At 60.5% G+C, this 11,655-nt stretch carries 13 protein-coding genes; 7 read left to right on the plus strand and 6 right to left on the minus strand.

The window, feature by feature from the left end:
- Positions 1 to 26 precede the first annotated feature (26 nt).
- From J3A65_RS14765 to J3A65_RS14775, 3 genes are all read right to left on the minus strand, one after another.
- The gene (locus J3A65_RS14765; protein WP_062461092.1) at positions 27 to 989 is read right to left on the minus strand and encodes a 2-hydroxyacid dehydrogenase; all 963 of its coding nucleotides are present in this window, start codon (positions 987 to 989) and stop codon (positions 27 to 29) included.
- A 25-nt stretch (positions 990 to 1,014) separates the two neighbouring features.
- Complete coding sequence (locus tag J3A65_RS14770) at positions 1,015 to 2,034, minus strand: LacI family DNA-binding transcriptional regulator (protein ID WP_062582147.1); 1,020 nt, start codon at positions 2,032 to 2,034, stop codon at positions 1,015 to 1,017.
- Positions 2,035 to 2,166: 132 nt separating this feature from the next.
- Positions 2,167 to 2,664, minus strand: a complete 498-nt coding sequence (locus J3A65_RS14775; protein ID WP_062461102.1) for a MarR family transcriptional regulator — start codon at positions 2,662 to 2,664, stop codon at positions 2,167 to 2,169.
- A gap of 83 nt (positions 2,665 to 2,747) precedes the next feature.
- On the opposite strand from J3A65_RS14775, the gene J3A65_RS14780 reads away from it, so the two are divergent.
- The 5 genes from J3A65_RS14780 to J3A65_RS14800 all read left to right on the plus strand — a co-directional run bounded on the left by J3A65_RS14780 (position 2,748) and on the right by J3A65_RS14800 (position 6,494).
- The gene (locus J3A65_RS14780; protein WP_209901931.1) at positions 2,748 to 3,548 is read left to right on the plus strand and encodes a creatininase family protein; all 801 of its coding nucleotides are present in this window, start codon (positions 2,748 to 2,750) and stop codon (positions 3,546 to 3,548) included.
- A gap of 49 nt (positions 3,549 to 3,597) precedes the next feature.
- Positions 3,598 to 3,843, plus strand: a complete 246-nt coding sequence (locus J3A65_RS14785) for a type II toxin-antitoxin system VapB family antitoxin (protein WP_062461108.1) — start codon at positions 3,598 to 3,600, stop codon at positions 3,841 to 3,843.
- A gap of 6 nt (positions 3,844 to 3,849) precedes the next feature.
- The gene (locus J3A65_RS14790; protein WP_062461111.1) at positions 3,850 to 4,254 is read left to right on the plus strand and encodes a type II toxin-antitoxin system VapC family toxin; all 405 of its coding nucleotides are present in this window, start codon (positions 3,850 to 3,852) and stop codon (positions 4,252 to 4,254) included.
- A gap of 111 nt (positions 4,255 to 4,365) precedes the next feature.
- Positions 4,366 to 5,508, plus strand: coding sequence for a GTP-binding protein (locus J3A65_RS14795; RefSeq protein WP_209901933.1), 1,143 nt, complete (start codon positions 4,366 to 4,368; stop codon positions 5,506 to 5,508).
- A complete protein-coding gene (locus J3A65_RS14800; RefSeq protein WP_062461116.1) occupies positions 5,508 to 6,494 on the plus strand; it encodes a WD40 repeat domain-containing protein in 987 nt (328 codons plus the stop codon). The genes J3A65_RS14795 and J3A65_RS14800 overlap by 1 nt, the downstream gene beginning before the upstream one ends.
- A gap of 99 nt (positions 6,495 to 6,593) precedes the next feature.
- Here J3A65_RS14800 and J3A65_RS14805 read toward each other — a convergent pair whose 3' ends face one another.
- From J3A65_RS14805 to odc2, 3 genes are all read right to left on the minus strand, one after another.
- Entirely contained in the window at positions 6,594 to 7,625 is a 1,032-nt protein-coding gene (locus tag J3A65_RS14805) for a serine hydrolase (RefSeq protein ID WP_209901935.1), read from the minus strand.
- Between the two features lie 169 nt (positions 7,626 to 7,794).
- Positions 7,795 to 8,364: an N-acetyltransferase gene (locus tag J3A65_RS14810; protein ID WP_062461118.1), complete on the minus strand. Its 570-nt coding sequence runs from the start codon at positions 8,362 to 8,364 to the stop codon at positions 7,795 to 7,797.
- A 110-nt stretch (positions 8,365 to 8,474) separates the two neighbouring features.
- Complete coding sequence (odc2, locus tag J3A65_RS14815) at positions 8,475 to 9,608, minus strand: ornithine/lysine decarboxylase (protein WP_062461910.1); 1,134 nt, start codon at positions 9,606 to 9,608, stop codon at positions 8,475 to 8,477.
- Between the two features lie 774 nt (positions 9,609 to 10,382).
- Between odc2 and J3A65_RS14820 the strand changes: the two genes are divergently transcribed.
- Both J3A65_RS14820 and J3A65_RS14825 read left to right on the plus strand, forming a co-directional pair.
- Positions 10,383 to 10,721, plus strand: a complete 339-nt coding sequence (locus J3A65_RS14820; RefSeq protein WP_209901937.1) for a type II toxin-antitoxin system PemK/MazF family toxin — start codon at positions 10,383 to 10,385, stop codon at positions 10,719 to 10,721.
- 21 nt (positions 10,722 to 10,742) lie between these two features.
- Positions 10,743 to 11,636, plus strand: coding sequence for a LysR family transcriptional regulator (locus J3A65_RS14825; protein ID WP_062461123.1), 894 nt, complete (start codon positions 10,743 to 10,745; stop codon positions 11,634 to 11,636).
- Positions 11,637 to 11,655 lie beyond the last annotated feature (19 nt).

Here is an 11,655-nt window from a genome sequence, read left to right on the forward strand (position 1 = left end):
GCAAACGCCCTCGCCGTGTTTGCCAGTTATCCTTTGACGGGGGTTTCCGGAACCGGGGTCAGCACGCGGCCATCCTTGAACCAGCCGATCAGGTTGTCGACGACAAGATCGGCCATCGCATTGCGGGTCTGAACCGACGCGGATGCGACATGCGGCAGAAGGCAGGTATTATCGAGAGCGATCAGCTCCGCCGGTACGTTCGGCTCGTCGAAGAACACGTCAAGCCCGGCCGCGGCAATCGTCTTGTCGCTGAGGGCGGCAATCATTGCCTCCTCGTCAACGCTCGATCCACGTCCGACATTGATAAACACGCCGCCCGGCCCAAGCGCTTCGAAGATCTCCGCATTGATGATCTTGAACGTATCCGGCGTCCCGGGCGCGATGCAGATCAGCGTATCGACGGCCTCAGCCATCTCCTTTAAGGACGGATAGTAGATATAGCCGACATCCGAGCGCTGGCTGCGGCTATAATAGCCGATCGTCACCTTGAACGGCTCAAGCCGCTTTGCGATTTCGAGACCGATGCGGCCAAGGCCGAGAATGCCGATGCTGCGGCCCTTCAGTGAAAACGGCGACAGCGGAAACGGCCCTTCGCTCGCCCAGCGTCCCTCGCGCAGATAGGTTTCCGCCTTCGGAAACTGGCGCAGCGTGTTGAGGAGCAGCGCAATGGCAGTATCAGCCACTTCGTCGTTCAGAACGTCAGGCGTGTTGGTAACGATGATGCCGCGCTCGGCAGCTTTCTTCGTATCGGTCCCGTCGTAACCGACGCCGAAGCTGGAGATGACTTCGAGATTGGGAAACGCGTCGATGACGGCAGCATCGCATTTGCCGGAAACCGCGATGCCACGCACGCGCGCCCTCGTCTCGGCGTCGACGGATGCCAGTTCGGCATGCGGAGCCGAGATGACCTCGAAACTGTCGTTCAGACGCTCCAGAACGCGCGGATGAATACGGCCCGGCACGAAGATGGTGGCAGGATTCTCAGACATGCAGCAACCTCTTTATGAAGAATAATCAGCGTGGACGAAAGACGCCGGTCGACTGGCGCAGACGCATTTCCGGCTTGATCAGATGGAGACCGTCAGGCTCATGGCTCCCGGCAAGACGATCGAGCAGTGCCCGCGCCGCTAAGCGCCCGACATCGGCCTGTCCGTTGGAAACGGTGGTCAGAGACGGCGTCGAGATCGACGCCTGTTCCAGATCGTCATAGCCGGTGACGGAGATATCGACGCCCGGCGTCAGCCCGGCGCGCGCAATGCCGTTCATCAAACCGATCGCCACCAGATCGTTCCAGCAGACCGCAGCCGTCGGCTTTTGCGGTAGGGACAGGAAATGCACCGCCGCCTCGAACCCGCCCTGCATCGAACGGGGTCCCGGAATGCGCAGGTTCGGATCGACCTCGATATTGGCTTTCAGCAGCGCGTTGACGTAGCCCTGGTAACGGTCGCGACCGGTCGATGTCTGGTCGGTGCCGCCGATCATGGCGATCGCCCGGTGGCCCAGTCCGATAAGATGGTTGGTGGCCAGCGAAATGCCATAAGCATCGTCGCCACGATAGGTCGGCAGGTCGAGGCCTTCCATCGAGCGGGCAACAAGAATGGCCGGCATGCCGTTTTCTTCGGCAAGCTTCATGTCCTCGATCGGCGTCCCGATCGCCGGCGACATGATCACCCCGTCGCCGCCAAGCTGCAGCAACGTCTCGATAAACGTGCGCTGCTTTTCGACCGAATCGTAATGGTTGGAGAGAATGAACGTGTGACGGCTGCGGTCCAGCTCGCTCTCGATGGCTTTCAGGATTTCACCGTAGAACGGGTTCATCACGTCATGCACGACGACTCCGATGATCCCGGAGCGCGAGGTGCGAAGGCTGGCGGCACGGCGATTGTAGATGTAGCCGAGGGCCCGCGCCTGTTCCTTGATCTTCTCGCGGGTATCGGCGGCGACAAGCGGACTGTCCCGGAGAGCAAGCGAAATCGTGGCTGTTGAAAGACCGAGACTTTCGGCAATCGTCGACAGTTTGATTTTCTGCGCCATCTAGCCCCGCGTTCTCATGCAGCCTGCATTCTTACGCAGAGCACCCGAATTAAAGTTTAAATAAACAATTTAATTCCTTGCGACAATCCTGTGACGGGATTTTTCGGACGAGCAGGTTGGCAAACGCAACCCTCAGTCGCGATCGCCCTCATCCGACTGAAGATTGTGCTCGACGGCTTTGAGAAGTTTGAGAAGGGTGCGAACTTCCTTGTCCGAAAGACCTTTGACCGCCAGTTCGCCGCACTCGGCCACCGCGCGGCCGATCTGCTCGACGCTCTTCAGACCAGTCTCCGTCAGATGCACCTTGGTCAGGCGACCATCCGTTCCATCCGACCGGCGCTCCAGAAATCCCTGCGCTTCCATGCGGCCGATCGTGCGGGTCATGGTGGGAGCCTTGACGCCCATGCGGTTCGCAAGATGACCCGGCGTCATGCCGTCTTCTTCGGAAAGCGCCAGGATCACCCCGTCCTGCCCGGCATAAAGGCCGCTTTCGACCAGACTGCGGGACAACGCGGTGCGCATCGACCGGGCGGTCTGTGTAATGACAGGCGCAAGGTCGGTTGCGGAAAGACCAGCGCCGTCCTTCTTCTTGCCCGACTTGGATTTCTTGTCGCCTTTTTTCTTGCTCATAGGCTCCGCCCGTTTTGCGTCATGGAAGTCGGCGCTATAACTATACCACGCCACCCTTATCGAAACCCGGAATTGACCGCCAGATGCCGCATCCCTTGCCGCGCTATCATGACAACGATGTTACGCCCCCGTCCACAGAAAGCGCTAAAAGAGGCGACTGGATCGCCGTTCTGCCGCTCGGCGCCCACGAACAGCACGGTCCGCACCTGCCTTTCGAGACCGATACGCTGATCGCACAGGGCCTTGTCGACCGCATTATCCCTGCCCTTCCGGCTGATCTTCCGGTGACGTTCCTGCCGGTAGAGCCAGTCGGCTACTCGATCGAGCACATGGATGTGGCAGGAACGAAGACGCTGGCCGCCGCCGAGGCCATCGACCGCTGGCTCGGCATCGCCGATGAACTTCACCAGCAAGGCATCCGCAAACTGGTGATGCTGAATGCCCATGGCGGCAACGCGCCGCTGCTGACGATCGTCACGACAGAGGCCCGCGTCCGTTTCAACATGCTGGCGGTGGCGACGAGCTGGACGCGCTTCGGCCAGCCCGAAGGCTGGATCGCTCCGGAAAACAAGGCAATCGATATCCACGGCGGCGATATCGAGACCTCCGTCATGCTGGCACTGTGGCCGGACCGGGTGAACATGGAGAGGGCCGAAAACTTCCCATCGCGCCAGACAGATTTCGCGAAAGACTTTCGTCACCTGCGCGCCTACGGCCCACATGCGTTCGGGTGGAAGATGTCTGACCTCAGCGCCAAGGGCGCCGCCGGCAACGCAACCGCCGCCACCGCAGAACGGGGCGAGCAGCTGGTGAAGCACGCGGTGAACGGCATCATCGAGTTGCTACGGGATGTGGCACGGTTTGATGTTGACGCGTTGAAGTAGCGCTGAGCCGCATAATGTGCGAGACTTGCGCACACGAAGGTGGTGTCTCATGACCCTCAACATTAGCAGTGAAGAAGCTCAGGCACTTGCGAAAGAGCTCGCGCAGATAGATGGAACGACAATCACGCAAGCGGTGGTCACCGCACTGCGGGAAACCATCGACAAGCGCGCGCAGCAGGAGACGCCAGGCGAGACAGCCAGCCGCATCCTTGCAAAGCACGGGCTTTCCTTCAAACAGACTCGACCCGTGCCCCCAGCTTCCGCCTATCACGATCTCGACCACGACCTGGATTGATCGCACATGTTTGTCGATGCTTGTGCGATCGTATCGTTGATGGCTGGCGAAGATACCGCGGAAGCCTATGAAAGGGCGTTGGCAAAATCGACACTGCCATTCACGTCTCCTCTCGCTGCCTGGGAAGCAATTATCGTGCTTTCTCGGCCCGACCAATTAGACTGCGCCTACGGCCAGGCAGAAAGCGCTGTCGTGGAATGGCTCGACGCGCGCGGCATTGATATCCGTGAGGCGGGCTCGCCGCGTGCGCTCTTAAGCTTTGCTGTCGCGGTGGCTCAGAAACATGGCATCGGTAAGCGGCACTTGAGCAACTTCGACTGTTTCCATTACGCGCATGCGAAAGTGGCCGGCGAGCCGCTTCTCACGCTCGACCAGCTTCTTCGGCAAACCGACGCGTCGACATTGCCTTGATGTGATCATATAACATTCAAAACCCCTTTGAACTCGCGCGGCCTTGCCCTTATATGAGGCCAACACGCTTCCGCGCTCCCCCGAGCGCTCCAGAACCCTTAGAGGTTTCCCATGACTGAAAACACCGCTCCCGTCGCTGCAAAGCCAATTCCTGTGACCGTGCTGACCGGCTATCTCGGCGCCGGCAAGACGACCTTGCTCAACCGCATCCTGTCGGAGAGCCACGGCAAGAAATACGCCGTGATCGTCAACGAATTCGGCGAAATCGGCATCGACAACGATCTGATCGTCGAGTCCGACGAAGAGATCTACGAGATGAACAACGGCTGCGTCTGCTGCACGGTTCGTGGCGACCTTATCCGTGTCGTCGAGGGCCTGATGCGCCGCCCGGGCCGCTTTGACGGCATTATCGTCGAGACGACGGGCCTGGCCGATCCGGTTCCTGTTGCCCAGACCTTCTTCATGGACGACGATGTTCGCGCAAAGACCGAACTCGACGCCGTCATCGCTCTGGTCGATGCCAAGCATCTGCCGCTGCGCCTCAAGGATTCCCGCGAGGCCGAAGACCAGATCGCGTTCGCCGACGTCGTTCTGATCAACAAGACCGATCTCGTGACGCCGGAAGAGCTGGCGATCGTCGAAGACGTGGTTCGCGCCATCAACCCGACTGCCCGTATCTACAACACCAGCCGTTCGGGGATCGATCTCGCCCGCGTGCTCGATCAGGGCGCCTTCAATCTGGAACGGGCGCTGGAAAACGATCCGCATTTCCTCGACCACGACCACGAAGACCATGTGTGCGGCCCCGATTGCGGTCACGACCATAGCCACGATCACCACGACCACGGGCATGACCATCACGCGCACGACCACGATCATCATGATCACAAGCATCATGACCACGGCCATCATGCGCATCACGATGCGATGTCGCCGATCCACGATATCACGGTGAAGTCTGTCTCCCTGCGCGGCGGCGAGATGAACCCGGATCGTTTCTTCCCGTGGATCCAGAAGATCACCCAGGCGGAAGGTCCGAACATCCTGCGCCTCAAGGGCATCATCGCCTTCAAGGGCGACGAGGAACGCTATGTCATCCAGGGCGTCCACATGATCGTCGAAGGCGATCACCAGCGTCCGTGGAAGGATGGCGAAAAGCGTGAAAGCCGCCTCGTCTTCATCGGCCGCGAGCTCGATTTCGAGAAGATCCAGAAGAGCTTCATGGCTTGCCAGGCTGAGGTTGTTGTCGCCTGATGCCAACCGTTGCACCTCTTGATATCGACGGTCATGTCGTCGCGGCTCACTTTCTCGGCGATATCCCGATCTTTGCTACCGCAGCCGGCACCATTCACCGCCTCGACGGCGGTGAAAAGGTAACGGACGCGCATCATGGCCTGTTGACCTGCATCCGCGATCCCTTCAGCGCCACGTTATTGAGTGGCGGCGAAGACGGCAGGGTGCAGCGCATTTCCCATGATGGCACCGTCAGCACGATTTCGGAAACGCCGCGTAAGTGGATCTCCGTCGTCGCCGGTGGACCTCAGGGTGCGGTTGCCTGGGCGCAAGGGAAATCCAGCTTCGTGAAGCTGTCCGACGGCACCGTCAAGGAAGTGAAGGAAGAGCGCAGCGTCGAAGCGATCGCCTTCGCACCCAAGGGCCTGCGGATTGCGGCCGCACGTTATAACGGCGTATCCTTGCATTGGGTCGGCACCAACAGTCCGATGCAGGATCTCGACTGGAAGGGTGCCCATACGGGCGTTACCTTCTCTCCGGACGGCCGCTTCCTCGTCACCATGATGCAGGAAAACGCCCTGCACGGCTGGAAGCTCGACAGCAAGTCGGGCGAAAGCCGCCATATGCGGATGACCGGCTATCCGGCCAAGGTCAAATCGCTGTCCTGGTCGGTCAAGGGAAAGTGGCTCGCCTCCTCCGGTGCGCCAGCCGCGATCGTCTGGCCGTTTTCGGCAAAGGACGGCCCGATGGGCAAGGCACCGATGGAACTTGGTACGCGCGCCAATATTATGGTGACGCAGGTGGCGTTTCATCCATTGGAAGAAGTGCTCGCCATCGGCTTTATCGACGGTATGATCCTCGGCGTTCGCATTGCCGACGGCAAGGAAGCGCTGCTGCGCCGGCCCGGTAAGGGCGCCATCACCGGCATGAGCTGGAGCGCCAGCGGCAAGCTGCTGGCATTTTCCTCGGAAGCCGGCGACTGCGGCGTCATCGACATTTCCGGCTAAGCCGGCAGTCCAATTTGCAATGAAACATGCGGGGCTCACACGGCCCCGCATGCTCGTAGCGCATGTCAGGACGACCTCTGCTATGCGAACGCTTGGCGCTTACGCTGACGCGACAGCGCCTATAATCTCGACGAGAAGGTCGTGCAACTGGTCACGGTAGCCGTTTCGGGCAGACGGACCGCTCTCCTTCGACGTCATCACCACGGTCATGTCGAGCGCGGGAACCACGTAGACCATTTGCCCGCCATACCCCCAGCCGAACTTCACATCCTGTCCGCCGATCTCACGCAGAAACCATCCGTAGCCATAGCCGTCGCCGGAAAAGCGCGAGTTCGTGCGTGGCATCCAGGATTGGTCGATCCAGCTCTGCGAGACCACCTGCCGGCCGCCCTTAGTTTTCCCGCCGTTGCGGTAGAGATCGCCGAATGCCAGCAGGGATGCCGCCGTCATCGCCATCTGGTTGCCGCCGAGATAGATGCCCTGCGGATCGCGCTCCCAGGCCCCGATGCGAAACCCGTCGACCGGCTCCAGCCAATCGCGCGCCAGTGCCAGCGTCGGCCGTTTGCCGACGCGGGTGAGGATAGCCGACAAGAGATGCGTCGAGGCCGTCGAATAGAGCATCTGACCGCCCGGCTCGCCGTCGAACGGTTCCGACAGCGCAAACCGCACCCAGTTGGAACTGCCCACCCAGCGCCCGTAATTCGGCCCCGACATGCGAGACAGACCCGCCTGCATGGAGAGAAGATTGCCGATGGTGACCTCGGAGAGACGCGGATCCGCATCGCGCGGCAGATCGGCCTTCAGGATCGAGGCGATTTTCTGGTCCGGCCCCTCGAGCAGCTTGCGATCGATCGCAATGCCGACAAGGCAGGAGATGATCGATTTCGACGCCGACTTGATGTTGGTCGAGGCGTTGAGGCCACTGCCGTTGAACGCTTCCCTGGCAATCGTCTCGCCCTTGCGCGACACCATCACGACCTTCAACGGCTCGAGGTCAGCCGCCCGGCCGAGCACGGCCTTCAGCGTCCGCGGCGCCTGCGCCACGCCAGTCCCGCCGGTTTGCTGCGCGAAGGCCCGCATGGATGTGAGGACGAAAGGAGTGGCAAGAAGAGCTGTGCGGCGTGTGATCATGGATGCCAATCTAGGTCGAGACCCGCACGCGACTATGGCCGAGCCCCGAGATTCACGCGAAGGTGACGGAGCGTGAAACCATTGCGCCACCCGTCGCCGGCCGGAAAACAAAAAACCCCGCCTCCTCTATGGGAAGACGGGGTCTATGGTTATTTCGATCAGCAGCGGCTCAGGCGAGCTTGCGCCCACTCGCAACGATCATGCCGGCTGCACCTTCGAGCCAACCGGCTTTCAGCTCGAGCGCCAGGAAGCGCGCGCGGTCGCAGGGGCCGGGCATCACCAGATGCTGGGTCTTGCCACCGAAGAAGCCGAAGCGCTCGTAATAGGCGGCGTCACCGACCAGAAGCACGGCGCCATGGCCACGATCATGCGCCTGGCCGATCGCCGCACGCATCAGGGCCGCACCGATTCCCTTGCCCTCATGCGACGAGCAGACGGCAAGCGGTCCAAGCAGAAGCGCGTCGATGGCGTTGCCTTCTGGCGAAATACCGGCCTCGATGTTCCACAGACGCACGGTGCCGATGACATGACCGTCCTCGTCGCGCGCAACGAGCGCCAGGCCTTCGGCCGGCACGCGGTTCTGGCGGATCTTTTCGGACGACTTCAAGCGTCGGTCGGCGCCCATGGCGCGATCGAGCAGAGTTTCACGAGCCACCACGTCGGCCGGAGTTTCGGCAGTGATGGTGAATGTGGACGCGGGCGCAAACAGCGCACGGACAGAATCAAGAACAGTGGCCATCCTGGCCTCCCGCACTTAAAACCGTTTCAAACGGTATCGGACGATCATTGTGAATTTGCGGCTCCCGTCTGGAGGTCGGGAACCGCGAAAGTAGTGACGCTTGTAACGCCTTAGATGACGTAGGCCTTGAGCGGATCGAAGCCGTTAAACGCAACCGCCGAATAGGTGGTCGTGTAGGCTCCGGTACCCTCGATCAGAACTTCGTCGCCGATCGAAAGCGAGATCGGCAGCGGGTACATGTTCTTCTCGTACATCACGTCGGCCGAATCGCAGGTCGGGCCGGCCAGAACGCAAGGCTCCATCGCGTCGCCGTCGCGCTCGGTGCGGATCGGGTAACGGATAGCCTCGTCCATGGTTTCGGCGAGACCGCCGAACTTGCCGATGTCGAGGAAGACCCAACGGTGGTTGTCGTTGTCCGACTTCTTCGACACGAGAACGACTTCAGCCTTGATGACGCCTGCATTGCCGACCATGCCGCGACCCGGCTCGATGATCGTCTTCGGCAGGTTATTGCCGAAATGCTTGCGCAGCGAAGCAAAGATCGCCTGGCCGTATTCTTCAGCCTTCGGCACGTCGCGCAGGTACTTAGTTGGGAAACCGCCGCCCATGTTGACCATCTGCAGAACGATACCCTGCTTTGCGAGCTGGCTGAACACGCGCTTGGCATCGGCCAGAGCCGCATCCCAGGCATCGACCTTCGTCATCTGCGAACCGACATGGAACGAGACGCCGTAGCTTTCGAGACCAAGCTGGTGTGCGTAGACGAGAACGTCGACGGCCATCTGCGGCACGCAGCCGAACTTGCGCGACAGCGGCCATTCGGCGCCTTCGCCATCGGTCAGCACGCGGCAGAACACCTTTGCACCGGGAGCTGCACGGGAAATCTTTTCGACTTCCTCATGGCTGTCGACGGCGTAGAGGCCAACGCCGAGCGCGAAAGCACGCGCAATGTCGCGTTCCTTCTTGATCGTGTTGCCGAACGAGATGCGCGATGCGTTTGCACCGGCATCGAGTGCCATCTGGATTTCGGCGACGGAGGCGCAGTCGAAGTTGGAACCCATCGAAGCGAGAAGCTTGAGGATTGCCGGCTCGGGATTGGCCTTCACGGCGTAGTAGATCGCGCTGTCCGGCAGGGCATGACGGAAGGCGTTGAAATTGTCGCGCACGACATCGAGATCGACCACGAGGTAGGGACCATCGGGACGCTGGGTCTTGATGAAGTCGAGGATGCGGGCAGTGGTCATGGTCAATCCCTTCCAAATCTCAAAGGCTCCGGCTTGCGAACCGGAGGACAAAGGACGGATGAACATGCGCCAGGATCCAGTCGGTGGAGACACCGGTTCCCTGACACGCTCAAACGCGCGGTAAGTGGATCAACGTTCTGCCAAGAACGAAAATCCGGCTTTGTCTGCCATGGATTGGAGGGAGGTCCCTACCGCACTTCCGGCAATGATGGTGTGCCTCTTCAGTAACCCCGGCTGTTGGAAAGCCGGGAGAGAACAAAAAGGCCCGCACCGTCGTTGCTTTAGATGTCCTCGCATTTCCCGGATGGCCGGAATAGCGACTGGAGGGGTTAGTTCCAGGTACCTTACCGATGACCTCACCAAATAGAGGGTCGGCGGACACCCACGGGCACGTGCGACTTTGGGCTGCACGGGGAATAAGAATATTCGCGGTCATAATCAAGCGGTATTTTGGGCCGGGGGGAAAATAATCAAAAGGCAGCCCCCGGTAGAATTTCCGCGAGGGCACGCGCACGATTCCACTGGTGGAACAGGCCAGCGTTGGCGATACTGGATGCCGACGGTTGGGAAGCAGACCACACATGGATCACCGTCCTCAACGGTGATCTCGCCTGAAATTCGGGAGCAGCTTCTGGAGCTGAAAAGCCCTGAGGCCCAGGCTCGGCTGGCAGCCGCGATCGCAAGCCTTGGTCCGGAAGAGGAACGTGAGATCCTAGAATGGATGGAGAGGGTTGCGGATTGGAATGAGGACGAGCCAGGCGGGCCGCGGCAGGAATGAAACGAGGCGACATCGTCACCGTTTCCATCTCCGGCGACTACGGGAAGCCGCGCCCGGCCATCGTGATCCAGACGAACGCTTTGTCGGATACCTATCCTTCGGTCGTCGTCTGCCCCACGACATCGACACGTCTTGATCTCGACTTCCGCATCCTTGTCGAACCCGATCGGGAAAATGGCCTGCGGCATCCGTCACAGGTCATGACGGACAAGTTCATCGGCGTCTCTTGCTTGAGAATTGGCAGCAAGATAGGGGCCTTCAGCCAGAAAGACATGCGTCGGCTCAGCACAGCGCTTGTATTTCTGCTTTCCCTGGCGGAGACAGAAGACTTCTGAGATCGGGAGCACCCTTCGCCCATGGACACACTCACCCGCATGCGCGCCTTTATCGACGTGGTCGAGGCCGAGGGCTTTTCGGCCGCCGCCCGTCGCACCGGCCGTTCCAAGGCGCTGCTGTCGAAATATGTCCGCGAACTGGAAGACGATCTCGGCGCGCTTCTTCTCAACCGGACCACCCGCCAGTTCTCGATGACGGAGGCGGGCCATACCTATTATCGCACGGCTGCCGATATCCTGAAGGAGATCGACAATCTTGCCGACCTCGTGCGCGAGAACAATGCCGATCTCAAGGGCCGCCTGCGGATCTCCGTGCCGCGCACCTTCATCGATGCGGATGTCGGCCAGTCGTTCATCGATTTCGCCAAGGCGCATCCGGACGTCCAGTTGGAAATCGTCGCCGATGACCGGTTTGTCGACCTGATCGAGGAAAATTTCGATCTGGCGATCCGAATCACCCGCCTGGAGGATTCCGGCCTGATCGCCAAGAAGCTTGCCGATTTCCGGGTCCATGCGGTCGCAACGCCCGATGTCGTGGCGCAATACGGGCCCCTTACGCATCCGCAGCAGCTGAACAAGGTACCGTTCATTATCGACACCAATTCGCGCTGGCACAACAATATCCGCTTCGTCGATCCTGATGGCTCGATGATTTCAGTCGCGGTCTCGGGCCCGATCGAGGTCAACAGTCCGCAGGCAACCTTGCGCGCGGCCCGCGCCGGTCTCGGCGTCGCGATCATCCCCGACTTCGTCGCCATGGCCTCGATCCAGTCGGGCGAACTCGTCAATCTGTTCGACGAATACATCACCCGTGAACGCGGCATCTATGCGGTCTATCCGCATCGCCGTTACCTCCCGGCCAAGGTGAGAAGCTTCGTGGATTTCCTCGCCAACTGGTTCCGCCAACCGCGCTGACCTGTAATTCTATAACGTC

It is taken from the genome of Rhizobium sp. PvP014 (genome assembly GCF_017876855.1).
GTDB classification, from domain to species: domain Bacteria; phylum Pseudomonadota; class Alphaproteobacteria; order Rhizobiales; family Rhizobiaceae; genus Neorhizobium; species Neorhizobium soli.

Bases quoted from the DNA above. Each gene is read 5' to 3' on its own strand.
- J3A65_RS14765 (WP_062461092.1), bottom strand. From the start codon at position 989: ATGTCTGAGAATCCTGCCACCATCTTCGTGCCGGGCCGTATTCATCCG.
- J3A65_RS14770 (WP_062582147.1), bottom strand. From the start codon at position 2,034: ATGGCGCAGAAAATCAAACTGTCGACGATTGCCGAAAGTCTCGGTCTT.
- J3A65_RS14775 (WP_062461102.1), bottom strand. From the start codon at position 2,664: ATGAGCAAGAAAAAAGGCGACAAGAAATCCAAGTCGGGCAAGAAGAAG.
- J3A65_RS14780 (WP_209901931.1), top strand. From the start codon at position 2,748: ATGCCGCATCCCTTGCCGCGCTATCATGACAACGATGTTACGCCCCCG.
- J3A65_RS14785 (WP_062461108.1), top strand. From the start codon at position 3,598: ATGACCCTCAACATTAGCAGTGAAGAAGCTCAGGCACTTGCGAAAGAG.
- J3A65_RS14790 (WP_062461111.1), top strand. From the start codon at position 3,850: ATGTTTGTCGATGCTTGTGCGATCGTATCGTTGATGGCTGGCGAAGAT.
- J3A65_RS14795 (WP_209901933.1), top strand. From the start codon at position 4,366: ATGACTGAAAACACCGCTCCCGTCGCTGCAAAGCCAATTCCTGTGACC.
- J3A65_RS14800 (WP_062461116.1), top strand. From the start codon at position 5,508: ATGCCAACCGTTGCACCTCTTGATATCGACGGTCATGTCGTCGCGGCT.
- J3A65_RS14805 (WP_209901935.1), bottom strand. From the start codon at position 7,625: ATGATCACACGCCGCACAGCTCTTCTTGCCACTCCTTTCGTCCTCACA.
- J3A65_RS14810 (WP_062461118.1), bottom strand. From the start codon at position 8,364: ATGGCCACTGTTCTTGATTCTGTCCGTGCGCTGTTTGCGCCCGCGTCC.
- odc2 (WP_062461910.1), bottom strand. From the start codon at position 9,608: ATGACCACTGCCCGCATCCTCGACTTCATCAAGACCCAGCGTCCCGAT.
- J3A65_RS14820 (WP_209901937.1), top strand. From the start codon at position 10,383: ATGAAACGAGGCGACATCGTCACCGTTTCCATCTCCGGCGACTACGGG.
- J3A65_RS14825 (WP_062461123.1), top strand. From the start codon at position 10,743: ATGGACACACTCACCCGCATGCGCGCCTTTATCGACGTGGTCGAGGCC.